General features: G+C 60.2%; 22 protein-coding genes and 1 pseudogene. 15 read left to right on the forward strand and 8 right to left on the reverse strand.

Going from position 1 to position 26973, the window contains the following annotated elements; translation table 11 throughout:
- The 9 genes and pseudogenes from ACJ8PL_RS10825 to dhbA form a co-directional block, all read left to right on the forward strand.
- Positions 1-251, forward strand: a pseudogene (locus ACJ8PL_RS10825) (citrate lyase subunit beta); the annotation flags it as partial.
- Positions 251-1756 carry a citrate lyase subunit alpha gene (gene citF, locus ACJ8PL_RS10830; protein WP_028130661.1) on the forward strand — a complete coding sequence of 502 codons (1506 nt, stop codon included), beginning with the start codon at positions 251-253 and terminating at the stop codon, positions 1754-1756. The pseudogene ACJ8PL_RS10825 and the gene citF, both read left to right, overlap by 1 nt.
- A gap of 3 nt (positions 1757-1759) precedes the next feature.
- Positions 1760-2308, forward strand: a complete 549-nt coding sequence (gene citX, locus ACJ8PL_RS10835; protein ID WP_033639902.1) for a citrate lyase holo-[acyl-carrier protein] synthase — start codon at positions 1760-1762, stop codon at positions 2306-2308.
- A complete protein-coding gene (citG, locus tag ACJ8PL_RS10840; protein WP_016927088.1) occupies positions 2289-3173 on the forward strand; it encodes a triphosphoribosyl-dephospho-CoA synthase CitG in 885 nt (294 codons plus the stop codon). Before citX ends, citG begins: the two co-directional genes overlap by 20 nt.
- A gap of 25 nt (positions 3174-3198) precedes the next feature.
- On the forward strand, positions 3199-4662 hold the full coding sequence (locus ACJ8PL_RS10845) for an anion permease (RefSeq protein WP_015378437.1): 1464 nt from the start codon (positions 3199-3201) through the stop codon (positions 4660-4662).
- A 146-nt stretch (positions 4663-4808) separates the two neighbouring features.
- Positions 4809-6038 (forward strand): bifunctional glucose-1-phosphatase/inositol phosphatase, encoded by a 1230-nt coding sequence (gene agp / locus ACJ8PL_RS10850; protein ID WP_016927090.1) that lies wholly within the window; start codon positions 4809-4811, stop codon positions 6036-6038.
- Between the two features lie 161 nt (positions 6039-6199).
- A complete protein-coding gene (locus ACJ8PL_RS10855) occupies positions 6200-6892 on the forward strand; it encodes a 4'-phosphopantetheinyl transferase family protein (RefSeq protein ID WP_016927091.1) in 693 nt (230 codons plus the stop codon).
- A 188-nt stretch (positions 6893-7080) separates the two neighbouring features.
- Positions 7081-8271 carry an isochorismate synthase gene (locus ACJ8PL_RS10860; protein ID WP_442531154.1) on the forward strand — a complete coding sequence of 397 codons (1191 nt, stop codon included), beginning with the start codon at positions 7081-7083 and terminating at the stop codon, positions 8269-8271.
- A 102-nt stretch (positions 8272-8373) separates the two neighbouring features.
- Entirely contained in the window at positions 8374-9132 is a 759-nt protein-coding gene (gene dhbA / locus ACJ8PL_RS10865; protein ID WP_025303452.1) for a 2,3-dihydro-2,3-dihydroxybenzoate dehydrogenase, read from the forward strand.
- A gap of 1 nt (position 9133) precedes the next feature.
- Here the strand turns inward: dhbA and rarD are convergent, their stop codons facing one another.
- Positions 9134-10012: an EamA family transporter RarD gene (gene rarD / locus ACJ8PL_RS10870; RefSeq protein ID WP_305178179.1), complete on the reverse strand. Its 879-nt coding sequence runs from the start codon at positions 10010-10012 to the stop codon at positions 9134-9136.
- A 139-nt stretch (positions 10013-10151) separates the two neighbouring features.
- Between rarD and alkB the strand changes: the two genes are divergently transcribed.
- Positions 10152-10799: a DNA oxidative demethylase AlkB gene (gene alkB, locus ACJ8PL_RS10875; protein ID WP_016927095.1), complete on the forward strand. Its 648-nt coding sequence runs from the start codon at positions 10152-10154 to the stop codon at positions 10797-10799.
- On the opposite strand, the gene ACJ8PL_RS10880 is transcribed toward alkB, so the two are convergent.
- Positions 10782-11717 (reverse strand): LysR family transcriptional regulator, encoded by a 936-nt coding sequence (locus tag ACJ8PL_RS10880; protein WP_305178185.1) that lies wholly within the window; start codon positions 11715-11717, stop codon positions 10782-10784. The two genes, alkB and ACJ8PL_RS10880, sit on opposite strands and share 18 nt — an antisense overlap.
- A gap of 85 nt (positions 11718-11802) precedes the next feature.
- Here ACJ8PL_RS10880 and ACJ8PL_RS10885 point away from each other — a divergent pair, with 85 nt between their 5' ends.
- Positions 11803-12435 (forward strand): alanyl-tRNA editing protein, encoded by a 633-nt coding sequence (locus ACJ8PL_RS10885; protein WP_306376866.1) that lies wholly within the window; start codon positions 11803-11805, stop codon positions 12433-12435.
- Positions 12436-12445: 10 nt separating this feature from the next.
- On the opposite strand, the gene ACJ8PL_RS10890 is transcribed toward ACJ8PL_RS10885, so the two are convergent.
- Positions 12446-12688, reverse strand: a complete 243-nt coding sequence (locus ACJ8PL_RS10890) for a hypothetical protein (protein ID WP_016927098.1) — start codon at positions 12686-12688, stop codon at positions 12446-12448.
- 320 nt (positions 12689-13008) lie between these two features.
- Here ACJ8PL_RS10890 and ACJ8PL_RS10895 point away from each other — a divergent pair, with 320 nt between their 5' ends.
- Complete coding sequence (locus tag ACJ8PL_RS10895) at positions 13009-13764, forward strand: glycosyltransferase family 2 protein (RefSeq protein WP_016927099.1); 756 nt, start codon at positions 13009-13011, stop codon at positions 13762-13764.
- Between the two features lie 36 nt (positions 13765-13800).
- Here the strand turns inward: ACJ8PL_RS10895 and ACJ8PL_RS10900 are convergent, their stop codons facing one another.
- From ACJ8PL_RS10900 to ACJ8PL_RS10915, 4 genes are all read right to left on the reverse strand, one after another.
- Entirely contained in the window at positions 13801-15441 is a 1641-nt protein-coding gene (locus tag ACJ8PL_RS10900; protein WP_016927100.1) for a Na+/H+ antiporter, read from the reverse strand.
- 191 nt (positions 15442-15632) lie between these two features.
- Complete coding sequence (locus tag ACJ8PL_RS10905) at positions 15633-17999, reverse strand: membrane-bound PQQ-dependent dehydrogenase, glucose/quinate/shikimate family (protein ID WP_442531155.1); 2367 nt, start codon at positions 17997-17999, stop codon at positions 15633-15635.
- Positions 18000-18429: 430 nt separating this feature from the next.
- Positions 18430-18603, reverse strand: coding sequence for a hypothetical protein (locus ACJ8PL_RS10910; protein WP_153297017.1), 174 nt, complete (start codon positions 18601-18603; stop codon positions 18430-18432).
- Between the two features lie 495 nt (positions 18604-19098).
- The gene (locus ACJ8PL_RS10915; protein WP_079449911.1) at positions 19099-19986 is read right to left on the reverse strand and encodes a helix-turn-helix domain-containing protein; all 888 of its coding nucleotides are present in this window, start codon (positions 19984-19986) and stop codon (positions 19099-19101) included.
- A gap of 773 nt (positions 19987-20759) precedes the next feature.
- On the opposite strand from ACJ8PL_RS10915, the gene ACJ8PL_RS10920 reads away from it, so the two are divergent.
- Positions 20760-21500 (forward strand): helix-turn-helix domain-containing protein, encoded by a 741-nt coding sequence (locus tag ACJ8PL_RS10920; protein WP_233504947.1) that lies wholly within the window; start codon positions 20760-20762, stop codon positions 21498-21500.
- Between the two features lie 718 nt (positions 21501-22218).
- Here ACJ8PL_RS10920 and ACJ8PL_RS10925 read toward each other — a convergent pair.
- Positions 22219-24135, reverse strand: a complete 1917-nt coding sequence (locus ACJ8PL_RS10925; RefSeq protein ID WP_305178199.1) for a sigma-54-dependent Fis family transcriptional regulator — start codon at positions 24133-24135, stop codon at positions 22219-22221.
- A 277-nt stretch (positions 24136-24412) separates the two neighbouring features.
- Between ACJ8PL_RS10925 and ssuD the strand changes: the two genes are divergently transcribed.
- Both ssuD and ACJ8PL_RS10935 read left to right on the forward strand, forming a co-directional pair.
- Positions 24413-25585 (forward strand): FMNH2-dependent alkanesulfonate monooxygenase, encoded by a 1173-nt coding sequence (gene ssuD, locus ACJ8PL_RS10930; protein WP_197829818.1) that lies wholly within the window; start codon positions 24413-24415, stop codon positions 25583-25585.
- Positions 25585-26964 (forward strand): FAD/NAD(P)-binding protein, encoded by a 1380-nt coding sequence (locus ACJ8PL_RS10935; protein WP_305178204.1) that lies wholly within the window; start codon positions 25585-25587, stop codon positions 26962-26964. Before ssuD ends, ACJ8PL_RS10935 begins: the two co-directional genes overlap by 1 nt.
- Positions 26965-26973: the final 9 nt, after the last annotated feature.

A 26973-nucleotide genomic window follows, 5' to 3' on the forward strand; every position in this document is an offset into this window, starting at 1 on the left:
GCAAATCGCTGATTAACCCGCGCCAGATTGAGCTGCTGCACAACCTGTACGCGCCGACCGCCAAAGAGGTGGCGCACGCGCAGCGGGTGGTGGACGCCGCCGAGGCGGCGGAGCGGGAAGGGCGCGGCGTGGTGTCGCTCAACGGAAAAATGGTCGACAGCCCGGTGATTGAACGCGCCCGGCTGGTGCTGGAGCGCGCCGCGCTGTCCGGCTTACGGGAAGAACCGGCGCAGCACGGGGAGGAAGCATGATGAACCGCCAACAACGATTGATGACCTTCGCCAACCCGGCGGATCTGCCGGGCTATCAGGACGTGTCCAAAGCCAACCTGCAGGCGCGCAAACCGCGCGATCTCAAGCTGTGCGACTCCTTGCAGGAAGCGGTGCGCCGCAGCGGGCTGCAGGACGGCATGACCATCTCCTTCCACCATGCGTTTCGCGGCGGCGATCTGGCGCTCAATCAGGTGATGGAGACGCTGGCGGCGATGGGGTTCCGCAACCTGACGCTGGCCTCCAGCTCGCTGACCGACTGCCATGCGCCGTTGGTTGAGCATATCCGCCACGGCGTGGTGAGCCGCATTTACACCTCCGGGCTGCGCGGCCCGCTGGCGGACGCCGTTTCGCGCGGCCTGCTGGCGGAGCCGGTGCAAATTCACTCGCACGGCGGCCGGGTCAACCTGATTGAATCCGGCGAGCTGAAGATAGACGTGGCCTTCCTCGGCGTGCCGGCCTGCGATGAGTTCGGCAACGCCAACGGCTACAGCGGTGAAGCCTGCTGCGGCTCGCTCGGCTATGCGCGGGTGGACGCCGAGGCGGCGGGCACCGTGGTGCTGCTGACCGAGCAGCTGGTGCCGTATCCGCATCATCCCGCCAGCCTGGCGCAGGATCGGGTGGATCTGATCGTGCAGCTGGAGCGGGTGGGCGACGCCGACAAGATCGGCGCCGACGCCACGCGCATGACCTCGAACCCGCGCGAGCTGCTGATCGCCCGCCGCGCCGCCGAGGTGATCGCCGGTTCAGGTTACTTCACCGAAGGGTTTTCGCTGCAAACCGGCACCGGCGGCGCCTCGCTGGCGGTGACCCGTTTCCTGGAGGACAAGATGCGCGCCCGCGGCATTCGCGCCGCGTTCGCCCTCGGCGGCATCACCTCGACCATGGTGGATCTGCACGAGAAAGGGTTGATCGGCAAGCTGCTGGACGTGCAGAGCTTCGATCGGGCGGCGGCGACCTCGCTGGCGCGCAACCCGCGCCATATCGAAATCAGCGCCAACCAGTACGCCAACTTCAGCTCCAAGGGCGCGTCGGTCGATCGGCTCGACGTGGTGGTGCTGAGCGCGCTGGAAATCGACACCGGCTTCAACGTTAACGTGCTGACCGGCTCCGACGGCGTGCTGCGCGGCGCGTCCGGCGGCCACTGCGACACCGCCGCCGCCGCGCGGCTGGCGATCATCGTCGCGCCGCTGGTGCGCGGGCGCATCCCGACGCTGGTGGAGCAGGTGACCACCTGCGTCACGCCGGGTTCCAGCATCGACATTCTGGTGACCGACCACGGCATCGCCGTCAACCCGGCGCGGCCGGAGCTGGCGCAGCGCCTGCGGGAGGCCGGGCTCGAGGTGGTGAGCATCGACTGGCTGCGCGCCCGCGCGCTGCAGCTGACCGGCGAACCGCAGCCGATCGCCTTTACCGACAAGGTGGTGGCGGTGGTGCGCTACCGCGACGGCTCGGTGATCGACGTGGTGCATCAGGTGGCGGAGTAACCGATGGCCGCCGTCGATCCCCAACTGGCCGCCGAACGCGCGGTCAGCCTGCCGGAGCTGCTCACCAGCCGCGAATGCCGCCAGGCGCGCCAGCAGGCGTGGCTGGCGCAGCACGAGTGCACGCTGCTGGTGCTGACGCTGGTCGTCCCCGGCCCGGTGAAGGACAGCGCGCTGACGCGCGGCATCTTCAACCTCGGGTGGGCGGCGCTGCTGCGGCTGTGCGCCGAGCAGGGCTGGCCCAGCCCGCAGGCCGAGGCGCTGGCGCTTTCCACCGGCTGCGAAGGGTTTGTGGCGCTGCGCGCCGACGCCCAGCGGGTGAAAGATTGCGCCATGCAGCTAGAGGTGAGTCGCCCGATCGGCCGGCTGTGGGATATCGACGTGCTGGATGCGCAGGGGCGCATTTTGTCGCGCCGCGACATCGGCCTGCCGGAACGGCGCTGCCTGCTGTGCGGCCAACCGGCCAAGATCTGCGCCCGCCAGCGGCGGCATGGCAGCGAGCAGCTGCTGCAAGAAATGGAAAGGATGTTCAACGATGCGATCTCTGCCGATTAATCCACCCGCCCGTCGCACCGAGCCGGCCTGCGACTTCGCCCGCGCCGCTTTCCGCGCGCTGCTGGTGGAGGTCAACCTCACGCCCAAACCGGGGCTGGTGGATCGTCATAACACCGGCGCCCACCGCGACATGGATCTCGGGCACTTCTACCGCAGCGCCCGCGCCATCGGCGTGTGGCTGCCGCGCTTTATCCAACGCGGACGGGAAGACGCGGCTTTGCCGGCAGAGCAGCAGCTGGCGCGGCTGCGGCCGCTCGGCATGGCCTGCGAAAACCAGATGTTTCGCGCCACCGGCGGCATTAACACCCACAAGGGCAGCGTGTTCTCACTCGGGTTGCTGTGCACCGCCTTCGGCCGCCTGCAGCAGCAGAGCCGTGACATCGGCGCGGAGGCGCTGTGCGGCGAGGTAGCGGCGATGTGTCGGGGGCTGGTGGACCGTGAGCTGCGGCGCAACAACGCCGGGCAGACCGCCGGCCAGCGCTTGTTCGCTGCGTATGGCCTCAGCGGCGCGCGCGGCGAGGCGGAGTCCGGTTTTCGGTTGGTGCTTGACGGCGCGCTGCCGCTGTATCGGCAACGGCTGGCCGCCGGCGGCGACGAACAGCGGGCGCTGCTGGACAGCCTGCTGTGGCTGATGGCCCACAACGATGACACCAACGTCGCCTCGCGCGGCGGCCTGCGCGGGCTGCGCTGGCTGCGGTGCCGGGCGGCCTGGCTGCTGGCGCAGGGCGGCTCGGCGGGGGAAGCGGGCCTGGCGCGCCTGCGGCGCTTCGATGCCGACTGCATTGCCCGCAACCTCAGCCCCGGCGGCAGCGCCGACTTGTTGATAGTGACCTGGCTGCTGGCGCAGCTGGGTGCCCAAGAATAATAACCAAGCCTTCAGGAGAGTCCCTATGTCACAAACCCAGGAAAAGATCTGGAAAGCGATAGCGCCGCTGGCGGTGCTCGCGATCCTGTTATTGATACCGGTGCCCGACGGCATGCCGCCGCAGGCGTGGCACTATTTCGCCATCTTCGTGGCGATGATCGTCGGCATGATTCTGGAGCCGATCCCGGCCACCGCCATCAGCTTTATCGCGGTGACCGTCAGCGTGCTCAGCGCCAACTGGGTGCTGTTCGGCGCGCAGGAACTGGCGGAGCCGGGCTTCAAGGCCGGTAAAGAGGCGCTGAAATGGGGGCTGGCGGGCTTCTCCAGCACCACCGTCTGGCTGGTGTTCGGCGCCTTTATCTTCGCGTTGGGCTACGAGGCCACCGGGCTGGGGCGGCGCATCGCGCTGTTCCTGGTGAAGTTCATGGGCAAGCGCACGCTGACGCTGGGCTATGCGGTGGTGATCATCGATATTCTGCTGGCACCATTCACGCCGTCCAACACCGCGCGCACCGGCGGCACGGTGTTCCCGGTGGTGAAAAACCTGCCGCCGCTGTTCGATTCCTTCCCTAACGATCCCTCTTCGCGCCGCATCGGCGGCTACCTGATGTGGATGATGGTGGTCGGCACCAGCATCAGCTCCTCGATGTTCGTCACCGGCGCCGCGCCGAACGTGCTGGGCATCGAGTTCGTCGGCAAGATAGCCGGGGTGCACATCAGCTGGATGCAGTGGTTCCTGGCGTTCCTGCCGGTCGGCCTGCTGCTGCTGATCATCGCGCCGCTGATCTCCTACTACCTGTACAAACCGGGCGTGACCCACAGCAGCGAAGTGGCCGCCTGGGCGGATACCGCGCTGGGGGAAATGGGCAAGCTGACGCGCAAGGAGTACACCCTGATCGGCCTGGTGCTGCTCAGCCTGTGCCTGTGGGTATTCGGCGGCAAGGTGCTGGACGCCACCGCGGTGTGCCTGTTGGCGGTGTCGCTGATGCTGGCGCTGCACGTGGTGTCGTGGAAAGAGATCACCAAATACTCCAGCGCCTGGAATACGCTGGTTAACCTGGCGACGCTGGTGGTGATGGCCAACGGCCTGACGCGCTCCGGCTTTATCGACTGGTTCGCCCAGACCATGAGCACCCACCTGGACGGCTTCTCGCCGAACATGACGGTGGTGGCGCTGGTGCTGGTGTTCTACTTCGCCCACTACCTGTTCGCCAGCCTGTCGGCGCACACCGCCACCATGCTGCCGGTGATCCTGGCGGTCGGCAAGGGGTTGCCGGGCGTGCCGATGGAACAGCTGTCGATGCTGCTGGTGCTGTCGATCGGCATCATGGGCGTGCTGACGCCGTACGCCACCGGGCCGGGGGTGATCATCTACGGCTGCGGCTATGTGAAATCGAAAGACTACTGGCGCCTGGGCGGCATTCTCGGCGTGGTGTACATCGCCGCGCTGCTGCTGATCGGCTGGCCGATCATGAGCCTGTGGTACTGAGTTGACGCACAGCGGCCGCCGCCCGGTGGCCGCTGGTACGATCTTTTCCCGTGAACCCTGTCACACACTTGTCACACTAACCCCGCCATCATACGCAGGCAAACGCTAACACCTTAAAAATAATCATTTTCCGGGAGCCTCTGCGGATGAGAAAAAAAACGTTATTGCTGTGCCTGCCCTTGTTATTCACCGGGAACGCGCTGGCGGACGCCGGCGGTTATCAACTGGAACAGGTGCTGGTGATGAGCCGCCATAACCTGCGCGCGCCGCTGGCCAACAACGGCAGCGTGCTGGCGCAGTCCACGCCGAAGGCCTGGCCGGCCTGGGAAACGCCGGGCGGCCAGTTGACCACCAAGGGCGGGGTGCTGGAAGTGTATATGGGGCACTATTTCAACGCCTGGCTGAAGCAGACCGGCCTGTTGCCGCAAGAGGGCTGCCCGACCGCCGGCAGCGTGTACGTCTACGCCAACAGCCTGCAGCGCACGGTGGCCACCGCGCAGTTCTTCAGCAACGGCGCGTTCCCCGGCTGCGACGTCAGCGTGCACCATCAGGACAAGATGGGCGAGATGGATCCGACCTTCAACCCGATCATCACCGATACCAGCGAAGCCTTCAACCAGCAGGCGCTGGCGGCGATGAACGCCGCGCTGGGCTCGCTGAAGCTGGACGCCTCTTACCAACAGCTGGCGAAGATCATCGACTACAAGGATTCCGCCGCCTGCAAGACCGACAAACACTGCGACCTGACCAAAGAAGCCAGCGTGATGAGCGCAGTGCCGGGCAAAGAGCCGGGCGTCTCCGGCCCGCTGCGGGTGGGCAACTCACTGGTGGACGCCTTTATGCTGCAGTATTACGAAGGTTTCCCGATGAAAGAGGTGGCCTGGGGCAAAATCGTCACCCCGCAGCAGTGGAAGCAGCTGGCGCAGTTGAAAGACGGCTATCAGGATTCGCTGTTCACCTCGCCGGTGGTGGCGCAGAACGTCGCCAAACCGCTGCTGACCTACATCAACAACGCGCTGCTCGGCGAGCGCAAACCGGACGCGCCGAAGCTGACGGTGCTGGTCGGCCACGACTCCAATATCGCCTCGCTGCTGTCGGCCATGCAGTTCCAGCCGTATCAGCTGCCGCAGCAGTACGAGAAAACGCCGATAGGCGGCAAACTGGTGTTCCAGCGCTGGCGCGACGCGCAGAACAGCCGTGAATTGCTGAAGATTGAGTACGTCTATCAGTCCACCGAACAGCTGCGCAAGGCGACGCCGCTGACGCTGCAAACCCCGCCGCAGCGCGTGACGCTGGCGCTGAAAGGCTGCCCGATCGACAAAGACGGTTTCTGCGCCTGGAGCGATTTCGAAAAGACCATGAAAGGCATCTTGTAATGCCCAGCCTCTCTCCCGACCGCGGGGGAGAGGCCTCTCCCCATCCCGGCTAACGTGCCGCCGTACGAGCCTTAACGTCATTTATTTTGCCCAGGGTCATTGTTGCAGGCGGTTTCGGGGGCTAACATCATCAGCCTGCCTGCTTATCATGGATACCGCCGTTGCCCACTTTTATCCGCAATATCGAATTTTTCACGCCGGACGGCTATCCGGGCCAGGTGGCGCGCTGCCAGTTTGCGCTGGCGGAGTATCGCGACGAGAGTTTTCCCGAGGCGGGCTTTGCGCTGCCGGACCATCTGGCGCGCGCGGTACCGAAACGCCGTGCGGAGTATCTGGCCGGGCGTGTGCTGGCGCGACAGCTGCTGGCGCCGCTCGGTTTCGCCGACTTCACCCTAGCGCGCGGCGAAGATCGCGCGCCGCAGTGGCCGCCGGGCATCGCCGGGGCGCTGAGCCATAATTCGGATACCGCGCTGTGCGCCGTACACCGCGAGAGCGGGCTGGGCGGCGTTGGGTTGGATGTGGAGACGCTGCTCTCCGACGTGCGAGCGGAGGAGCTGTGGGGGGCGATCGTTTCGGCGGGGGAGCGCGAGGCGTTGCTGCGCGAAACGCTGCCGTTCAACGAGCTGCTGACGCTGACGTTTTCCGCCAAAGAGAGCCTGTTCAAAGCGCTTTATCCGCAGGTGCGTTGTTACTTCGATTTTCTCGATGCGCGCATGGTCGCCGTGGATACGCAGCGGCAGACGTTCGTATTAGCGTTGCTTAAGACCTTGACGCCAAATTGCCCCGCCGGCCGCCGGTTCAGCGGGCATTTTTGGCGTGAAGGTGACGACGTCACGACCTTTATTTTTTGCTAAAATACAATAATAACAGTGTGTTATTTCTTGCTGCGCCGTAACGTGGATTTGCCGCAGCGGGCGGAAAGATTCATTCATCGGAGATTGACCCTCGGTGGGGAATCGGTGTAATTTATCCTCCTTTTACAGCTAATGATAATTATTCGCATAAACATTATCATTGGTGAGGCGCAACAAAGGAGTGGTCTGTGGCGACACTGACGACAGAAAACCAAACCTTCCCCGGGTTTGCGTACGCCGAACAATCGACCTTTTTGTACCGGTCCGAATTCCGTTCCCTCTCCGCCAGCGGCGTGTCCGAACGGATTGAGACGCCGGCGTTCGGCGGCGAGCAGGAAGGCAGCGCGCTGGCGCAGCATATTCGCCAGGCGCTGGCGCGAGCCAACGCCGCCGGCCAGGAGACGCCGGTGGTGGTGGGCGCCATTCCGTTCGACACGCGCCGGCCTTCCTGCCTATATGTGCCTGAAAGTTATGAGTTTGTCGCCAACGATAGCTTTACCCGCGCCGCGCGCCCGATGCTGCAACAGCCGCATCGCCTGGCCGCCTGCACCAGCATTCCGGACGAGCCGCGCTTCAAGCACGCGGTGGCCGAAGCGGTCAGCCGCTTTAAACAAGGCAAGCTGGACAAGGCGGTGCTGTCGCGCATCCTCGACATCGAGCTGGAGCAGCCGGTGGCGGGCCACCAGATCCTCAATAACCTGATGGTGCAGAACCCGACCGGTTACCACTTTTCCCTGCCGCTGGCCGATGGCGGCGTGTTGATCGGCGCCAGCCCGGAACTGCTGATCCGCAAGCAGGGCGGCGAGATCCACACCAACCCGCTGGCGGGCTCGGCGCGCCGTCAGGACGATCCGCAGCAGGATCGCCTCGGCAGCGAGCGCCTGATGCGCTCGACCAAAGACAAATACGAACACAAGCTGGTGATCGACGACATCCGTCGGCACCTGGCGCCGCTGTGCGCCAGCCTGAGCGTGCCCAGCGGCCCGTCGCTGCTCAGTACCGGCACCATGTGGCACTTGTCCACCCGCATTCGCGGCGAGCTGCTGAACCCGAATCTCAACGTGATGCAGCTGGCCTGCCTGCTGCATCCGACGCCGGCGCTGTGCGGTTTCCCGACCGAGAGCGCCCGCCAGCTGATCGCCGATCTGGAGCCGCACGATCGCGGCCTGTTCAGCGGCATCGTCGGCTGGTGCGACGCCAACGGCGACGGCGAGTGGGCGATCGTCATCCGCAGCGGCCTGCTGCGCGGCAACCGGGTGCGCCTGTTCGCCGGCGCGGGGATTGTCGCCGCCTCGACGCCGCAGCCCGAGTGGCTGGAAACCGCCGCCAAACTGGGCACCATGCTCAACGCTTTCGGCCTGAACAGCGGTGCGCTGTAGGGCCACTTTGCGGCGCAGCGCGCGCCGCATCCTATCCTTTTCGCAGGAGACAACGATGAACAACAACATGACCCGGCTGTGCGCCCGGATGGCGGTGCGCGCATGAGCATTCAGATGGATTTCACCGGCAAACGCGTGTGGGTGACCGGCGCGGCGCGCGGCATCGGCGAGCAGATCGCCCGGCATTTTTTGACGCAGGGCGCCGAGGTGGTGGGGTTTGACCGCGAGTTCGCCAACCCGGATTTGCCTTACCCTTGCGTGACGCTGGACATCAGCCGGCCGGAGCAGGTGGAGGCGGTGTGCCGCCAACAGCTGGCGGAAAACCCGCAACTGGACGTGTTGGTCAACGCCGCCGGCATTCTGCGCATGGGCAATACCGAAGATCTGAGCGTGGATGACTGGCACCAGTGCATCAACGTCAACGCCTCGGGGGCGTTTTACCTGTTCCGCGCCGTTCTGCCGCACTTCAAGGCGCAGCGCAGCGGGGCGATCGTCAGCATTGGCTCCAACGCCGCGCACGTGCCGCGCGCGCAGATGGCGGCTTACTGCGCCTCCAAGGCGGCGTTGACCAGCCTGAACCACTGCGTGGGGCTGGAGATGGCGCCGTTCGGCGTGCGGTGCAATCTGGTGTCGCCGGGCTCGACCGACACGCCGATGCAGCGCGGCATGTGGCAGACCGATGATGCGCAGCAACGCACCATCGCCGGCTTCCCCGAGATGTTCAAGTTGGGGATCCCGCTGGGCAAAATCGCTCGCCCGGACGAGATCGCCAACGCGGTGTTGTTCCTGGCCTCCGACTTGGCCAGCCACATCACCATGCAGGACATCGTGATCGACGGCGGCGCGACGCTGGCCGCCTGAGTCAGACCCGCTGGCGGCGCAGCAGGTGCCGCGCGCCTTCCGCCGCCAGCAGCAGCACCGCCAGCCAGATCGCCAGATAGGTCGGCCATTCGCTTTGGCCGATGCTTTCGCCGAGCAGCAGCGCGACGATCACCAGCAGCACCGGTTCCACATAGCTCAGCAGGCCGAACAGGCTGAACGGCAGCAGGCGGCTGGCGAGGATGTAACACACCAATGCCACGGCGCTGATGACGCCGAGCAGCGGAATGCGCCAATACAGCTCGGCATTGATCGGCAGCGCCGCCGCGCCGCCGTCGCCGAAGGCGAACCAGGCCGCCGCCGGCAGCATCAGCGCCAGCTCGCACCACAGCCCGCCGAGATTGTCGGTGCCGAAACGCCGCCGCAAAATAAAGTAGAGCGGATACCCCAGCGCTACCACCAGCGTCGGCCACGATACGCCGCCCGCCTGATACAGCTCATTGCCCACCCCCGCCACGGCGCACGCCACCGCCAGTTTTTGCAGCAGCGACAGCCGATCGCGGTAGATCAAACGGCCCGCCAGCACCATGGTCAGCGGCAGCAGAAAATAACCGAGCGATACGTCGAGCGCCTTGCCGTGCAGCGGCGCCCACAGGAACAGCCACAGCTGCACCCCCAGCAGCGCCGAGGTGAGCAGCAGACCCAGCAGGCGCCGCGGCCGTTGGCCGATCCCGACCAGCGTGTCGCCCGCCTTGCGCCAATCGCCGGACAGCGCCATGAACAGCGTCAGGAACGGCAGCGTCAGCAGCGTGCGCCAGCCGTAGACCTGTTCGCCGTTCAGCGGGGTGAGGGTAGAGGTGAAGTAATACATCGCGCCGAACAAGATGGAGGCGACGACCGAAAGAGTGATGCCCTTAATCACACGCATTCCTGGTGAGTGATTGATTTTATGGCGGCTACTGTAGAGAAATTTGCCGCCAACGACAATGGCGCCGCCGGGCGCTGGACAATCGGCGGCGGCGGGTTACAATGGATACTGTGTATTCATACAGGCTTTGGCGATGACAATCGATCTTTTTGAAGACGCGCTGCCGCCGCCGTGGCGCGAAGAGATCGCCCCCGGCGCGGTGGTGATGCACGGCTTTGTGCGCGATCACGGGCCGGCACTGCTGGCGGCGGTGCAGGGCGTGGTGGCCCAGGTGCCGTGGCGGCATTTGACCACCCCCGGCGGGCACGTGATGTCGGTGGCGATGAGCTGGTGCGGCAACGGCTGGACCAGCGACAGCCGGGGCTACCGCTATTCGGAACGCGACGCGCGCAGCGGCAAACGCTGGCCGGCCATTCCGCCGATCCTGATGGCGCTGGCGGACGAAGCTGCGCAGCAGGCGGGCTTCGGCCCCTTCGTGCCGGATTCCTGTCTGATGAACCGTTACGATCCGGGCAGCAAGCTGTCGCTGCATCAGGATAAAGACGAACACGACTTCGGCGCGCCGATCGTCTCGGTGTCGCTCGGGCTGCCGGCGGTGTTTCAGTTCGGCGGCCTGCAACGCAGCGACCGGGCGCGGCGCATTCCGCTGGCGCACGGCGATGTGGTGGTGTGGGGCGGCCCATCGCGGCTCTGTTTTCACGGCATCCTGCCGGTCAAGGAAGGCTATCACTCGCTGGTGGGGCCGCACCGCATCAACATCACGCTACGCAAGGCGCTTTAACTGCGGCTCCTGCGCCAGGCAGGCGACGAGATAGTCGATAAACACCCGCAGTTTGGGCGGCAGATACTGGTTGGGCGCATAGAGCAGCCACAGGCCGCCGTGATAGCTGCTGAGGAAATCCCATTCTGGCAACACCTGCACGATCTCGCCCTCGTCGAGCGCCTGGCGGGCGGTAAAGTACGGCAGGCTGCCGATGCCGATATGCCGTTTCACCGCGTCCAGCCGCACGCCGGTGTGGTTGGCGGCGTAGCGGCCGCGCACGCTGACCGTCACCGTTTTGCCGCTGCGGCGGAATTTCCATTGCGCGTCGCTCGGCGTTTCTCCCAGATAGATGCAGCTGTGCGCCGCCAGATCGTGCGGGTGCAGCGGCGTGCCGTGTTGCGCCAGGTAGTGCGGCGTGGCGCACAGCAGATGGTCTATTCTCATCAACTGGCGGCCGATCAACCCGGGCGACGGGCGATCGGTAATGCGCAGCGCCAGATCGACCCGATCGTCGATCAAATCCATGTAACGATCTTCCAGCCGCAGCCTCACGTCCACCTTCGGGTAGCGGCGCAGGAACTCCGGCATGTGCGGATGCAGCACGAAGCGGCCCACCGCTTTGGGTACGCTGACGCTGATCAGCCCTTCGGGCTCCGCGGCGCCGCGCCCGCCGATCGCCATGACCGCGTCGGCCGCCGCCAGCAGGGTGCGGCAGTGCGCAAACGCCTCTTCGCCGCTTTCGCTCAGCCGCAGTTTGCGGGTGGTGCGGTGCAGCAGCTGCAGCGCCAGCGCCTGCTCGAGCTTCGCCACGCTGCGGCTGACGGCGGAAGGCGAAGCGCCCAGCTTGCGGGCGGCGGCGGAAAAACTGCCGCTCTCTACCACCTGAACGAAAACGGCCATTTCGGTCAACAGCGCGTAAGAAAGATTTGTGCTCATGACGCAAAGGTCCATTGTGATGGCGGCGGATTATGCTCCGATTATGACATGAATATAATGGCTCTTCGAACCGAGGAGAAAAATGATGACCGAACGACGTTATTACTACAGCGACGATTTACAGGGCCAGGCGCAGGTGTTGAGCTGTGCGCCGGCCGAGGCGGGCGCTTACGCCGTGGAGCTGGACGCCACGCTGTTCCACCCGCAGGGCGGCGGCCAGCCGTCCGATGTGGGGTCGTTAGGCGGCGTCACCGTGCTGCGGGTGCAGCAGCAGGGGGATACCGTGGTGCACTTTACCGCCGCGCCGCTGCCGAACGGGCCGGTTACGATGCAAATCGATGAAGCGCAGCGCCGGCTGCACGCCCGCTGGCACTCCGCTGGGCATCTGATCGGTTGGTTGGGCGAAACCCGGGGCTGGCGGCCGGTCAAGGCGCATCATTGGCCGGGTGAAGGGCGCATCACTTTCGCGCCGGGGCCGGATGCGCAGACGATAGAAGCGGATTTTTTGCAGGCGGAGCTGGCGCGCTTGATCGCCGCCGATCTGCCGCGCCGCCAGCAGGCGGTGGACGGTTTGCGCCAGGTCGGTTTCGGCGAGTTGCCCGCCTACGGCTGTGGCGGCACCCATGTCGCCGCGCTGGGCGAGGTGGGCGCGATCGCGATTACCGGCCTAAAGATGAAGAAAGGGCAGTTGAACGTGCAATATGAGCTGGTTGAATGAGGGGGGCGGCTCAGCGCCCGGCCTGCCGCAGCTGGGTGCAGAACGCGCATTGGCATCCCGCTACCGGCACCGCCGCGCAACTGCCGATGCTCACCGGCTGGGCGTCCATGGCGTGAAAGCCGTAAAACAGATTCTCGATGTTTTGTTCCGCCGCCCGCGCCTGCTCCGGGCGCGGTTCGGGCACTTTCGACTGAAACGCTGCGGCCTTGCCGGCCAGCAGGCTGAGAAACAACAGCGACAGCTGGATTTTCATCGTCGTCTTCCCTTTACTTGTTTTTTGATACGTTATAACAAAACCAAGACGCCGCCAAGCGCCGCGCTCGCGCTCGGCGCCCGCCAGCGCGTGAGCCGGTGCGGTGAACGCCCGTGTTTAATTCGCCTTTCTATTTGATTTCATTGAAATTGATGAAATAGTCAGATGCCATCATCCAGGGCATGACAGGGCAGCCAATATTCTAAATACTTAATCGAAGAGGCGCTCTGGGCAGGAGAAGCGCTTTGGGATCGCGCTTTTGCACGGCGCGCCCGCCGTTTTGGCATGGACTGCATTTTTTCAGTGTCGTGGAATGTAAAATGGATTTTTGTAACCGGATTTCCGTGTGTTTATTGACGTTTAATTCATCGCGCTTGCTGCGTGACGTGTTGCAACCTGTGGCGGCGTTCGCCGATGAAATCATCGTGGTGGATTCGGGCAGTACTGACGGCACGTTGGCCATTTGCGACGACTTCAATATCAAGCCTCTTTATCACCCGTTTGAAACCCATGGCCGGCAAATGAATTACGCCATATCCTGCGCGCGGCATGACTGGGTTTTGTGCCTGGACAGCGATGAGATCATGGATGATGAAGCGGTCGACGCGATGCGGCTTTTCAAGCGCACCCCAGGCCCTGACAAAAACAACGCCTATCGCATTCGTCGCGATTGGTTTGTGTTGGGACAGGCGGTCAGAACGCTTTATCCCGTCTCGTCACCGGATTACCCCATTCGCTTTTTTCATCGCCAGGTGGTGAAGTTCAATGATGCGCCGGTAGATGATGCGGCGGAAGGGGGCGCATCCACCTTGATACTGGCCGGGCACGTTAAACACGACACTTTTTTCTCAATCGAGGAAGTGTTTGCCAAGCTGAACAGCTATACGGCGCGCGTGGTGAAATACAAGGCGATAAGGCCATCGATTCTCCGAGGGGTGATTAGCGCCATCGGCGCATTTTTCAAGTGGTACATTTTCAGCGGCGCCTGGAAAGCGGGCCGGGTCGGGGCCGTGACCGGCGTTTACGCGGTGTCCTACAGCTTTTTGAAGTATTTCAAGGCGTGGTACCACAGATAGCCGAAGGCGGGGGGCGAACCGCCTTCATCTCCTCGTTTAAACGCTGTCTTCAGCGATCAGCACCTCAGTGATATCAATGCGATGCAGCAGCTTTCTCTGTTTCTCATGGCTGATTTTCTTCATGCGGCGCAGCCGGTACAGCTCTTCTCTTTCCGCGTGCAACGAGGCTAAGTACAGCTGCTTTTCCAGCCGCTTCAGCGCCACGATATTCTTAACGTCTTCTTTGGTCAGAATTTTACGTTGCAGCACGTCCAGCATCCGCCGCGTCGTTTCTTCAATCAGCTCCGGCGTGGCGTCGTCCGGCGGGGCGACGAGCAGCTTTTCCTTGGTTTCGTTGACGGCCTTGGTCGCCGCGCTCGCCAAGGCTTCTGAAACGGAGAAAGCCTCTTCCTGATCTTCTTCCGGCGGCAGATTGCCGCGCAACAGGAAGGGCAGCGTGACGATGCCGACGACGATCGACAGCAGGATGACCCCCGAGGCGATAAACACCAGTTGATACCGGCCCGGGAATGGCGAACCATCCAATAAAAACAGCGGAATTGACAGCACGCCCGCCAGGGTCACCGCCCCTCGCACCCCGGCAAAGGCGGCGACGAACAGATCGCGCGTGCTGAATTTCGAAAATAACAACGGATCTTTGCGCATCAGGGTCGCGCTGCCGACCTTCATCAGCCACAGCCAAATCAAACGCACGGCGATCAAACTAAAATAGATGATCACCACGTAAGCCAGCAGCGTCTCCAGGCTGATGGAATGATCGATACCGGTTTGCGCCACGGTGAAGTTCAAGATGCCCGGCAGCTGCAGCCCAAGCAGAATAAACACCATGCCGTTAAACACGAACTCGAGCATTTCCCAAATATTATTGGTGCGTAAACGCACCAGCGGCATGCTGCGATTCACTTTGGATTGGCCAATCATCATGCCGGCGCTGACGGCGGCCAGGATGCCGGATACGCCGATTCTTTCCGCAATCAGGTAGCAGGAAAAGGGCAGTAACAGCGAGAAAATAATCTGAGTGGCGGAATCGTTATACATCCATTTATGGATGAACTTAACCATTTGATTATAGAGAAAAACAATAATGATGCCGCACAGCACCCCACCAATCGATACCTGCAGAAAGGTCAGAAAGGCACTCTCCAGGGTAAACGCCATCGCGCCGAGCGCGACAGCGATGGAGAAGTTGAGGGAAACCAACCCGGAGGCGTCGTTCATCAACGCCTCCCCTTCGATCACGCTCATCACGGGTTTGGGCATGCGTCCTTTACCGACGATGCCGGACAGCGCCACGGCGTCCGTTGGCGACAGAACGGCGGCCAGGGCGAACGCGGCGGCGAGGGGGATTGACGGGAGCAGGAAGTGAATCAGATAACCCACCCCGACGACCGTGATGATCACCAGCACCAGGGCCAGACAAAGGATTTCTCTGCCGTAATGGATGAACTCTTGCGCCGGCGTTTTCCAACCGTCGGCGAACAGCAGCGGGGGAATAAACAGCATCAAGAAAAGCTCGGGATTGAAGTCGATATGCAACCCAAACTGCGGCCAGGCCAACACGGCGCCAACGATGATTTGCATCAGCGGAAGCGGGATCTGGAAGGGCAAGATGCGCGTCACGACGCCGGACAACGAGACGGTGAGCAATAAGATCAATATGGTGAAGAATGTTTCCATCGTGAACCTTTTGTGGATTTAATTTTTCTCGTCGTTATCAAACGGTTTTTCTGCATGCCGGCGTCAGGCGGGCTCGCCGGCCAAGGCTGAGCAGCGGCCATGGCGGCCGCTGTCGATAAAGATAGCGCAGTTGAGCAAGGCCGGTTCGCCCCGCTTGCCTGTGGGATGGCGCAGACAAACGGGGCAACGGGTTAAGGCAGCGCAAACGCCATCACGTAATCGCCGGTTTCTGTCGAATGCGCGGCGCCGCCGACCACAATAACGATGTATTGCTTGCCGGTTTTAGGCGAAACGTAGCTCATTGGCGTCGCGCTCGCGCCGACCGGCAGCGCATATTTCCAGACTTCTTTGCCGGTGCTGCTGTCGTAGGCGCGCAGATAATAGTCCTGGAAGCCGGCGAAGAAGACCAGGCCGCCGGCGGTCGTCATAGTGCCCGCGTAGGTGGGCATGCCAACCGGCATCGGCAGGTGCGATCTGATGCCCAGCGGCCCCATTTTTTCGGCGGTGCCGGCCGGTATCTGCCAGGCGATCTTTTTGTTTTTGTAATCGACGGCGGTGATCGTGCCGTAAGGGGGTTGGTTGCAAGGCACTTCGAGCGGCGACATCCACATCAACGTGATCATGCCGTATGGCGTGCCGATCATGGGGGAAGGCCCGTGGCCATCGATCACTTTTTGCGGGTACTGTTTCGCGACGCGTTCATAGCTGTCGCGCGCCACTAACCAAAACACGTTCGGAATGCGCACATCGTTCATGTAAGCCATATGGTTCACAGGATCAATCGACATGCTCCCCCAGTTGAGTCCGCCTAAATTGCCGGGCTGCTCAAGCGTTGGGCGGGTGCCGATCGGGGTCATGTCGCCCTGGTAATTCATCTGTTTGAACAGGATGCGGCAGGCCATCTGGTCAAACAGGGTGGTGCCCCACATTTTTTCTTCGGTCAGGCGTTCGGCGCCAATGGTCGGCATGCCGACGGAGAACGGCTGGGTTGGCGAGAGGCGCTCTTCCTCTGCGGCGCCTTGGGTCGGCACGGCTTTCTCTTCAACCTGCGCCAGCGGTTTGCCGGTCTCCCGGTTCAGGTAGAAAATCTGCCCCCGTTTGGTGCCGAGCAAAAGGGCGGGCACCGGGCGATGTTGCTCATCAAAACCGTCCACCAGCGCGGGTTGGGATGCGAGGTCATAATCCCAAATGTCGTGATGCGTGGTTTGGAACTTCCAGCGCTCACGGCCTGTTTCAATATCAATGGCGACCAGGGCAGAGTTGTACTCATCCGAATTTTCCGGGCGATTCATGCCGTAATAGTCGGGCGTTGCATTGCCAAGCGGCGCATACAACAAGCCTAATTTGTCGTCATAGGCGGCGGTGCTCCACATATTCGGCGTACCGCGCGTATAGGTGCTTCCGGCCGGCGGAGCCTTGGTGATGCCCGGGTTGCCTAAGTCCCACGCCCAGTCCAACTCGCCGGTTTTGGCGTCGAACGCCCTGATGACGCCGGAAGGCTCGCCTTTCATCACGTTATCGATAACCCAGCCACCGACGATAATCTTCCCTCTGGCGATGGTCGGCGCCGAGGTTTGGAAGTAATAGCCCGGTTTCACTTCCCCCATATGCTGACCGAGATTCACCTCACCGTTTTGACCGAAGGCGGGACATTTCTGGCCCGTTTTGGCATCCAGCGCAATGAGGCGGGCATCGATCGTGGTGTGAACGATCGCTTTCTCGCACAGAGCGCCTGGCGCAACATCCTCATTTTTGTAGTAGCCAAGCCCGCGGCAGCGTTGCCAAACGGGGGAGGTGGAATGCGAGTCAAATTTCCAGCGCGCTTTACCCGTATCGGCATCGATAGCGGTGATAAGACCGTTGGGCGTACAGCTATACACCAAATCATCGATCGCGAGCGGGGTATTTTGGTCCACGCCCGGCCGGAAATCGCCGGTGCGATAAACCCAGGCGAGTTTCAGGTCTTTGACGGTTGAACGGTTCACCTGATTGAACGGCGCGTAGCGCGTTCCTTCCGTCGTGCGGCCATAGGCGCTCCAATCGGCTGGCGCATTGTCGCTTTTGCTCTCGATAAACGTCACGTCGCCAGAAGGGGTAATTTCGCCATGGGGAAAGAAGGCGCCGATAAAGAAAGCGACAAATGCCACGGATAATACCGAACCGGCGATGTAAGCCTGCTTTTGACTCTTGGCGCTGTGCAGGTACGAGGGAAGTAAAAACGCGGCGATAATAGAGAGGCCGGCGGGCACCAGCAGGCGAGGGAACAATGCCCAGTAGTTAAGCCCCGACTCCCAAAGCGCCCACGGCACCGTCATCAAAAACAGCAGGCCGGTTAAGTAACAAGCTGATTTGCTGCGTTTGAGGACCAGCACTGCGGCGGCGATGTAGCCTATCCCGGTAATGGCATAGTAGAACGATCCGCCGAGGGCGATAAGCCAAACTCCCCCCACGGTTAACGCGACGCCAGAAAAAACCAGCAAGCAAAAGAACGTGATTATTGCGGCTCTCTTACCAAACGATGTTCTAATCATATGTTTTCCTTTGACTTTAAAATCCACATTGGATCACCATCCCATCGCTGCCAACGCGTGAAAATGCCGGCGCGAAAGGCAAGGCATTTCCCGCCTTGAGACTTTTTATTCTTTAACGCTTTAGGGGCATTGAGTTGTCGTTTTGATATCCATTTCAACAGTGGCCATTGCGGTTTGGATCAGTCGCCGGACCAAGATAAGGGGATTTTATTGGGCGATGACAGAACGCGCGCGATAAAAATAACCATCAATGTTTTTATTTAATACCGGGTTGTAACCGTTTCGCAGAGATACGGTTTTGGGTGTGCTGGGCAATCCGATATTCTATTGCAGTGATAAACGCATTGAATGAAAGAGCCTCTCTGGACTAATTATTTAGAGTGATGATGAATGCGGAATCGCTTTTAATCACGAGGTTGCGTAGAGGTTTACCCTGCGTTGAGTTCAGAGTGAAACGTCATTCTTTATCAAGCCGGTGTCGGTAGAAGCGGCGAAAAAAATGATTCAATGCCATTCTTTCTCCATCGACATAGACAATATAACCTTTCCCGCGTTCGCCGACGGTGACTTTTTCAACATTAACATTAGGATAGTGTTTTTTTAGGTTTTTAGACCATAATTGAATACTCATAACTCTATTTTCCTGACGCGCTTTATTCTTGTTTAAGGCATATTGATAGCACCCGTAAAAATAAGTCTCGTGGAAATAAAATATCGTCACTATCTGGGGATGTCTACAAGCGGGCGGGCGGGATAAAGCGAAAAATGTCGGCTGCGCTCAGGCGAGGGATTTATAAAAAATGAAATAAAAACAATAAGTTATCCAATCAACCGCACAAAAAGTAAATATGGGTAACGTATTGATATTTAAGGTTTTGGTACGTAAGTCATATCGGAGAGAACGCTTAACGGATAAGCGGTTATTCCTTGTGAGGGCGAGAAGATCCCATCTTGGCGCGATTTTCAGGGAGATGTTAATGTGTTTTCCAATTAGATAAGTCTTAAAGTTGGTGCTTTTTGGCGAGTGGATAATGCGTGGTTTTGAGCCTAAACTCATCATAATTCTTTATTGATAAATATAAATTATTACCATTTTTAATAAATAGCAACACCGATCGTGACAGGGTTACCGCTCTGGCCCTGGCGCTACCTCTTTCTCTCTGTGTTTGATCGGGAAGACAATGGGGATATAGGTCTTCATCTCTATTCTATCGCCGCCTTTGGGGGTGATAATTTCAATGAGAAAGCGATCGATCATGCCAACTTTATTTATCGGGAATGATTTGGTGTAGATGCTTTGCGTGAATTTTTGCGCCTCATCGCTTGCGCCATCAAAACTGAACTCTGCAAAAAGTTGCATGTCTTTTTTTCCCTGGGCGTCGGCCAGGGAGGCAAGCACGTTGCCAAGACAGTCTTCTTCAGAAATATAGAGGGTCTTCAAATAGATGCTGACGTAATTCTCTTTCCTGATGCTCGCGCCAAAATTGAAAAAATTAATCACGCCGCTATCCGTTTTTTTCATGTTATCAATTGCCGCCAATCGCAGCGCGGAAACCGCAGGATGGAAGTGATATATCTCTGCATCAACGCCATCCCCTGAATCGTCGAAAAATTTTGGCAGGTGCACATAGCGATGCTCGGGAATGCCGTCGAGAAACAGCAATGGGATGGCGGAGGACACGTCCCACGATTTACTTTTGCGATACTGCATCGGCGAGGTTCTGAATTGCTTGCGAAAGGCCCGTTCAAAGGATTGATATGACTGAAAGTTCAGCGCTTTAACGATATCGGAAATAGAGAGGTTCGTCGCTTTCAACATAAATGCGGCGCGAATGAGTTTTCTGCCCCTCACATAGCTTCCGAAAGTCATCCCTGTTTCATCTTTAAACGCTTTTTGGATATGCCCGCGTGAATATCCGCTTTTTTCTGACAGCATCTCAACGGTAAGCTTCTCATTGAACCCACTTTCTTCCACCCAGGCGAGCAGCTCCTCAATGACTTTGGTTATAAACATGCAGGAGCTCCCTTTTAGTTATCTGCCTAATGGTTGCGTTGGGTAAAATAACGCGATATCGGTATTCAGCGATAAGCCCCAATTCATCCGATCTTTTAGGCAATATCCTGAGTATAGAACGCGTGCAATATTAACGCGGTAAATTAAAAAAAATGTACTTAAAAGTGTCATTTACCAAATAGCAGCGTATGGCGAAGAAGTAGAAAGTGTATGGATACATTTTAAGTATATTAATTTGTTGATTTTTATTCACTTATATGAATGAACCAAGCTGGTGGGAGCACAATTTTTGCTCATTGATAGATAAAAACACTATATGGCTGCCAATTTATTGACAGTAACATCTTTTCGAATCGAAATAATTAACTATTCTATGTTTAAGAGTAGGGGGAAGCGGAAAATAGGCCCGGCAGGGGATTGTGAAATTAAATAATGGTTAATTCAAGGGGGCATCAAGGCTAATGACATTCAGGGAGGAATATGGGGGGGTATTTTCTCGAAAAATAGCGATTGCTATTTATCTTCTGGCTGTGGCCTGCGTTTTTCTGTCTTGGCGCTCGTGGTTTATCAGCGTTTTTCCACACGACTTCTTTGCGAATCTCATCTTGTGCGAGAGGTGAATCGGCATCTTTCATCCTGGAAATGATTTTTGTGCAACGTGATACGTGGATATATTTGAACGGGTATGGGAATGCCATTCTTCGAAAGAAAGCAAGTCGGACAGCTTTTGATTCTGCAAGAAGAGGGATGCATTCAATAATAAAAATAGCAAGATGACAGGCTTTACTATGGATTGTTCTAACAAGTTCAGACGCAATATTTTAGATGAGATAATCGCTATCATTGAAAAAGCCATTGATACACAAAGCCATGTATCAATAAGGGCGTTATCCATTAAGTCAGGGTATTCCATCGGGCATTTACAACGGATGTTCTATTTGTATGAAGGGATGAAGATAGGGACCTATATCAGAAAGCGCAGACTAAGCCGCTCGACGTTATTGCTGAAATGTACCGATATGAAGATCTATGAAATCGCGTTGCTCTCTGGATTTAGTTCTCAGCAATCATTTAGCCGTGCGTTTTCAAATCAGTTCGGTTGCCCGCCGAGAACATTCAGAACCCTGCGCGATTGGCCTTTTCTCAATTACCAACCGATTATTGGCTTCGATAAAGAGCCTTTCCCCAGCAGCATCGTGTACTTGAATTTGCATGAGTATTACGAGAAAAAAAGGATCGTGCAACTGCTTTCGCCGGTAATCAGCCGGGGGCAGATGAAGGTAAACGTAAAGAATCCAATAACCTGTAGCCTGTACAACGCATCGGCAAAGTACATTGCGATCAGGCGCAAAGAAAAAAAGATGAGTGAAAACGAGTTCATCCTATCGCTCTATGAGGGGGTGTTGGCTTCTCTGGATATCTTCATCACGCAAAGCGTAATCTTTAAAATCCACGATCACTGTCCAGGTGAAAAGGAAAACGTCAGCATGTGGTATTTCATCCCGATAAAATGATCTTTGTTTATCGCACATGGCAGAGGGTTGCCTGATTACAACGGAAAGCTTTGGTTATGCCATCGATATTTTGATGGCGTCCACCTGTCAACGCCCCATAAGCCTGCTTCAACCAACGAAGGTTGGCGAGGGAGAAAAAAAACCGACCGCGAGGATCGGTAAGCATGGGGTATTCAATAGGTATGACAACACTACAATTAAATAATAGCGCGCGTTGGGGATTTTTATTTACCGAAAAGTGTTATCTCACGGAACAATAGACCCGGCGTGCGCGCATCCTCTCTGGCAATAAGACGGGGGGCCTGCGCAACGCAGGCGTCATAAAATGAAGATAAAAAAAGCCGGCGATTAACGCCGGCCAATGAAACATCGACAATCTCTCTGAGATGCACGCCCCCTATACGGGAAATAAGGTCATGCAGTTCCTATGTAACCCTACCTGGTGCGTTTTTTTTTACCAAAAAGCGATATTTTTGGCCGGTGAGACGGAGAAATAAAAAAGCCGGTCATGACGACCGGCGAATGCGAAAATAACAGGGTAACGTTAATTGAAAGTGCACATAAAATGATAGCGAATTAATCCTAGCACTGACATCGGCGGTATATTTTACCTAAAAATGTCTTTGCGGCATTGGCCTTACCGCTCGGTTCCGGCGGCGGTATGGGGTTGCGTGGAGAGGCGAAAGGGCGGCCGATGCTGCTCCCCCTCGAAGCCAGGCTAAGATCCCCGCGGCCAGACCGCCTCGCGCACGGCGATCGCTCTGGGCAGCAGCCCGAGGGCGTAGAAGCGGTCGGCGATGCTTTGCTGCTGACGGATCACCTGTAAATCCATGGCGCGAACCTCATGGCTGCGGCGCGACAGCGCGAGTTCCAGTGAGGCGCTCGCCAGCCCCAGTTCATTGGAAAGGTGACGAGCGGCTTCTCTTGGCTGCGCGGCGATGTAACGGCCGGTGTGCTGCAGCGCCTGCATCAGCGGCCGCAACAGATCGTCCGAACGCTCGGCGAAGCCGCGGCGCGCCAGGTAGAATTGCTGATTGAGCACCCGCTGGGTGCCGTCGGCGATCACGCGCAGTTCCCCGTTGCGCTGCGCGTCGCTGAGCAGCGGATCCCACATCATCCAGGCGTCCACCGCCTGCAGGTCGGTCGCCGACAGCGGATACTTCGGCGGCGCGTAGACGATACGCACGTCGTTCAACGTCAATCCCTGTTCGTCCAGCATCTGCAGCAATAAATAGTGCACGTTAGAGCCTTTGTTAAGCGCGATGCGTTTGCCGCGCAGATCGGCGGCGCTGCGTATCGGGCTGTCTTGCGGCACCACCATCGCCACGCTCTGCGGCGCCGGCGGCTCAAAACCGACGTACACCAGCGCATTGCCCTGTGCCTGGGCGAAGATCGGCGGCACTTCGCCGGTGGTGCCGAAGTCTATCTCATCGCCGTCGAGCGCGTGCAGCAGCTGCGGCCCGGCGGGAAACTCGCTCCACAACACGCTGATGCGCTGTGTGGCGAAGAGCTGTTCCAGGCTTTGCCGCGCCTTGAGCACCCCGAGGTTGCCGAACTTTTGATAGCCGATGCGCAGTTCGCGTTCGGGCAGAGACGCTGCGGCGATGGCCGGTGAATGTGCGGGTGCGCCGGCGCTGCGACGGCGCGGTTTGATCAGACCAAGATGTGCCAAATGGGTGCGCAGGGTATTGCGGCTGACGCCGAGCAACGACGCCGCTTGCAGCTGGTTGCCGCCGCTGCGTTCGAAGGCGTTGCGCACCAGCGCATCCAGCACCCGTTGGTAAAGCTGTGCGCTGTCGCCTTGCAACTGCCGCTGCACAAAGCGGTCGATGGCGTCGTCGCCGCCGTCGTTATCCGTCAGGCGATGGGTAAGCTGCAGTTGCTGCGGTGCGATCGCCCCCTCCTGGCTCAGCAAGACCGCATTATGCAGCGTGTTCTCCAGCTCGCGCACGTTGCCAGGCCAAGGGTAGTCCAGCAGCGCCTGCTGCGCTTCCGCCGTCAACCGCGGCAGTGGCCGTTCCAAACGGCGGGCGTACAGCGCAAGAAAATGTCTGGCCAGCACCGGAATATCGTCCGGCCGCTGGCGCAAGGGCGGTAACGTCACCGCCGCCACGTTCAGGCGGTAATAGAGATCTTCACGGAACCGCCGTTGGCGAATCGCGCCGGCCAGATCGACGTGGGTGGCGGCGATGACCCGCACATCGATCTTCAGCGGTTTGCGCGAACCGACGCGGGTGATCTCCCGCTCTTGCAGCACGCGCAGCAGCTTGACCTGCAGCGACAGGTTCAGCTCGCCGATCTCGTCCAGCAGCAGGGTGCCGCCTTCCGCCGCTTCGAACCAGCCCTGATGAGTGCCGACGGCGCCGGTGAAGGCGCCTTTCTCATGGCCGAACAGTTCGGCTTCCGCCAGGCTTTCCGTCAGCGCGCCGCAGTTGACCGCCAGGAAAGGTTGATGGCGGCGCGCGCTGTGGTGGTGCAGATAGCGCGCCACCACTTCTTTGCCGGTGCCGGTTTCACCGACGATCAGCACGGTGGCATCGGTGGGAGCCAGCCGATCGAGCACGCTTTGCAGAGCGAGCGACGCCGGATCGATCAGCACCGGCTTGTCGGCGGCGAACGGTTGGGGATCGTACATGGGCGTCTCCTGTCTACGACGATGGGAAAAAAATCTTATCCCAGCCAATGGGCAGCCGCGAGAGGATAAAAGGCGCACGGTGCTGCATTGGCAACAGCCTTCCGCCGCCGCCTGCTGCCAATGCAGCAGTGTTTTTACGTCGATATCTCATCAATCTATTGATATATATTGGTTTTTTAAAATCTGCAATGTGGCATGCATCCTGCTTTTCTTTTTATAACCAAGCAAAGTTTTTCTATCGATAAATACTGAAAATAGTTATATAGGAAAGGCATAAATGACTGAGTCAGTGAAAGATCGCATCAACGTTTTCTGGTTTCTGCCGACCCACGGCGACGGCCGCTATCTGGGCACGGCGCAGGGCGGGCGCCCGGTGGACCTGCCTTATTTGCAGCAGGTAGCGCTGGCCGCCGACAACCTCGGCTATTACGGCGTGCTGATCCCAACCGGTAAAAGCTGCGAGGATTCCTGGCTGGTGGCGGCGGCGCTGGCGCCGATCACCCGCCGGTTGCGCTACCTGGTGGCGGTGCGCCCCGGTCTGCAGCCGCCGAGCCTGGCGGCGCGCATGGCGGCGACGCTGGATCGGCTGTCGGACGGACGCCTGCTGATCAATGTGGTAACCGGCGGCGATCCGGTGGAAAACAAAGGGGATGGCATCTTCCTCAGCCATGCCGAACGCTACGAGGTGACACAGGAATTTCTCACGGTGTATCAACGGCTGTTGAAAGGAGAGAAGGTGGACTTCAGCGGTAAGCATATTCGCGTCGAAGGCGCCGAATTGCTGTTCCCGCCGGTGCAGGAAAACGGCCCGCCGCTCTATTTCGGCGGCTCATCGCCGGAAGCGATCGATATCGCCGCCGGGCAGATCGACACCTACCTGACCTGGGGCGAGCCGCTGGCTCAGGTGGCGGAAAAGCTGGCGGCGGTGCGCCAGCGCGCCGAGCGGCAGGGGCGTAAACTCAGCTATGGCATTCGCCTGCACGTTATCGTGCGCGAAACTGAAGACGAAGCCTGGGCGGCGGCCGAGCGACTGATCGCGCATCTGGATGACGACACCATCGCGGCGGCGCAGCAGATCTTTGCTCGCATGGACTCCACCGGCCAGCGCCGCATGAGCGAGCTGCACGGCGGCTCGCGCGAGAGTCTGCGCATCGGCCCCAACCTGTGGGCCGGCGTCGGCCTGGTGCGCGGCGGCGCCGGCACCGCATTGGTGGGCAACCCGCAGCAGGTGGCGGCGCGCATACGCGAGTATCAGGCGCTGGGCATCGACAATTTCATCCTTTCCGGCTATCCGCATCTGGAAGAGGCTCACCGCTTCGCCGAGCTGGTGATGCCGCTGCTGCCGCTGGCGCAGTCGGCTCATCAGACGGCTCGCACGATCAATACCGGCCCGTTTGGCGAAACCATCGGCGGCGATCGTCGTCCCGCCCCGGCGCAGCGGGAGGGCTGATGGCGAAGCGTGCCCATATTATCGTTATCGGCGGCGGTTTCACCGGCGCGGCGCTGGCGATCCAGCTGGCGCGCGGAGCGGTGGATGTCACGGTGATCGAACCGCGCGCCGCGCCGGGCTATGGCGTGGCGTATTCGACCACCGATCCGACCCACCGCATCAACGTCCCGGCCGATAGGATGCAGCTGGCGGATGAACCGGCGGGGGATTTTGACCGCTGGTTCCGTCAGGGCGGCTGGCTGGCGGCCGATCCGCAGGCGTTATGGCGCGACGGTAAGGCCTATCCGCAGCGCGGCGCCTTCGGCCGCTATGTCGAGGAACGTTTTCATCAGGCGGCGCAGACGGGCCTGGCCCGCGTGCGGCACCTGCGCGATCGGGCGCAGCACCTGCAGCCGCAGGCGCAGGGCGCGTCCGTCATCACCGCCGGCGGCGAACGGCTGTGGGGTGATTATGTGGTGTTGGCGACCAGCCATCCGCCGCCTGCGCTGCCGCGGCAAATCGCCCCGGAACTGGCGCGCGACGCGCGGTTGATCGCCAATCCCTGGGCGGAGGGGGCGCTGGATGAGATTGAGCCCGATGAATCGTTGGCGATCGTCGGCAGCGGGCTGACGATGGCCGATGCGGTGGCGGCGTTGCACCGCCGCGGGCATCGCGGGCCGATTACCGCGTTCTCTCGTCACGGCCTGTTGCCGCGTGCCAATGCCGAAGGGGAGTACCCGACGTGGTCGTTTACCCCGCCATCCGGACTGCGTGACGGGGTGCGGCAGGTGCGCCTTGAGGTGGTGCGCGCCGCTGGGCAACGGGTGCCGTGGCAGGCGGTGTTGGACGCGGTGCGCGCCCAGGGCCAGCGTCTGTGGCAAGCATTGACGCTGACCGAACAGCAGCGCTTTCTGCGGCATCTGCGCGCCTATTGGGACGTGCACCGCTATCGCATTGCGCCGCAGGTGAGCACGCTGCTGGCGGAGCAACAGGCGGCGGGCACGCTGCAGGTATTGGCCGCTCGTCTGCGGCGGGCGGAACCCTCGCCGCAGGGCGTGCGCTTGACGATTCTGCCGCGCCAGGGCGCAGAGCGGGCGCTGCAGGCGCAGCGGCTGCTGATCGCTACGGGTCCGGCTCATGCCGGCCTGATCGCCGCCAGCCCGTTGCTCAGCTCGCTGGCTGAGCAGGGGGCGCTGCGCGCCGATCCGCTGGGATTGGGGCTGTGGGTCAATGCCGACAGCCAGGCGATCGGCGGCGACGGCCTTGCCAACCCGCGCCTGCTGGTGGCCGGCCCGGCGGCGCGCGGCCGCTTCGGCGAACTGATGGGGCTGCCGCAGGTGGCGGAACACGCCCAAAGCGTCGCGCAATACCTGTTGGCGCGATGTCCGGCTGCAAACTGATCGTCCATT

The sequence above is a fragment of the Serratia sp. CY83965 genome (assembly GCF_052166375.1).
In the GTDB taxonomy this organism is placed as follows: Bacteria; Pseudomonadota; Gammaproteobacteria; order Enterobacterales; family Enterobacteriaceae; genus Serratia; species Serratia marcescens.

What these genes read in the sequence shown, in the direction of transcription:
- citF (WP_028130661.1), top strand. Translation starts at nt 251, where the DNA reads ATGAACCGCCAACAACGATTGATGACCTTCGCCAACCCGGCGGATCTG.
- citX (WP_033639902.1), top strand. Translation starts at nt 1,760, where the DNA reads ATGGCCGCCGTCGATCCCCAACTGGCCGCCGAACGCGCGGTCAGCCTG.
- citG (WP_016927088.1), top strand. Translation starts at nt 2,289, where the DNA reads ATGCGATCTCTGCCGATTAATCCACCCGCCCGTCGCACCGAGCCGGCC.
- ACJ8PL_RS10845 (WP_015378437.1), top strand. Translation starts at nt 3,199, where the DNA reads ATGTCACAAACCCAGGAAAAGATCTGGAAAGCGATAGCGCCGCTGGCG.
- agp (WP_016927090.1), top strand. Translation starts at nt 4,809, where the DNA reads ATGAGAAAAAAAACGTTATTGCTGTGCCTGCCCTTGTTATTCACCGGG.
- dhbA (WP_025303452.1), top strand. Translation starts at nt 8,374, where the DNA reads ATGAGCATTCAGATGGATTTCACCGGCAAACGCGTGTGGGTGACCGGC.
- alkB (WP_016927095.1), top strand. Translation starts at nt 10,152, where the DNA reads ATGACAATCGATCTTTTTGAAGACGCGCTGCCGCCGCCGTGGCGCGAA.
- ACJ8PL_RS10880 (WP_305178185.1), bottom strand. Translation starts at nt 11,717, where the DNA reads ATGAGCACAAATCTTTCTTACGCGCTGTTGACCGAAATGGCCGTTTTC.
- ACJ8PL_RS10885 (WP_306376866.1), top strand. Translation starts at nt 11,803, where the DNA reads ATGACCGAACGACGTTATTACTACAGCGACGATTTACAGGGCCAGGCG.
- ACJ8PL_RS10890 (WP_016927098.1), bottom strand. Translation starts at nt 12,688, where the DNA reads ATGAAAATCCAGCTGTCGCTGTTGTTTCTCAGCCTGCTGGCCGGCAAG.
- ACJ8PL_RS10895 (WP_016927099.1), top strand. Translation starts at nt 13,009, where the DNA reads ATGGATTTTTGTAACCGGATTTCCGTGTGTTTATTGACGTTTAATTCA.
- ACJ8PL_RS10900 (WP_016927100.1), bottom strand. Translation starts at nt 15,441, where the DNA reads ATGGAAACATTCTTCACCATATTGATCTTATTGCTCACCGTCTCGTTG.
- ACJ8PL_RS10910 (WP_153297017.1), bottom strand. Translation starts at nt 18,603, where the DNA reads ATGAGTATTCAATTATGGTCTAAAAACCTAAAAAAACACTATCCTAAT.
- ACJ8PL_RS10915 (WP_079449911.1), bottom strand. Translation starts at nt 19,986, where the DNA reads ATGTTTATAACCAAAGTCATTGAGGAGCTGCTCGCCTGGGTGGAAGAA.
- ACJ8PL_RS10920 (WP_233504947.1), top strand. Translation starts at nt 20,760, where the DNA reads ATGACAGGCTTTACTATGGATTGTTCTAACAAGTTCAGACGCAATATT.
- ACJ8PL_RS10925 (WP_305178199.1), bottom strand. Translation starts at nt 24,135, where the DNA reads ATGTACGATCCCCAACCGTTCGCCGCCGACAAGCCGGTGCTGATCGAT.
- ssuD (WP_197829818.1), top strand. Translation starts at nt 24,413, where the DNA reads ATGACTGAGTCAGTGAAAGATCGCATCAACGTTTTCTGGTTTCTGCCG.
- ACJ8PL_RS10935 (WP_305178204.1), top strand. Translation starts at nt 25,585, where the DNA reads ATGGCGAAGCGTGCCCATATTATCGTTATCGGCGGCGGTTTCACCGGC.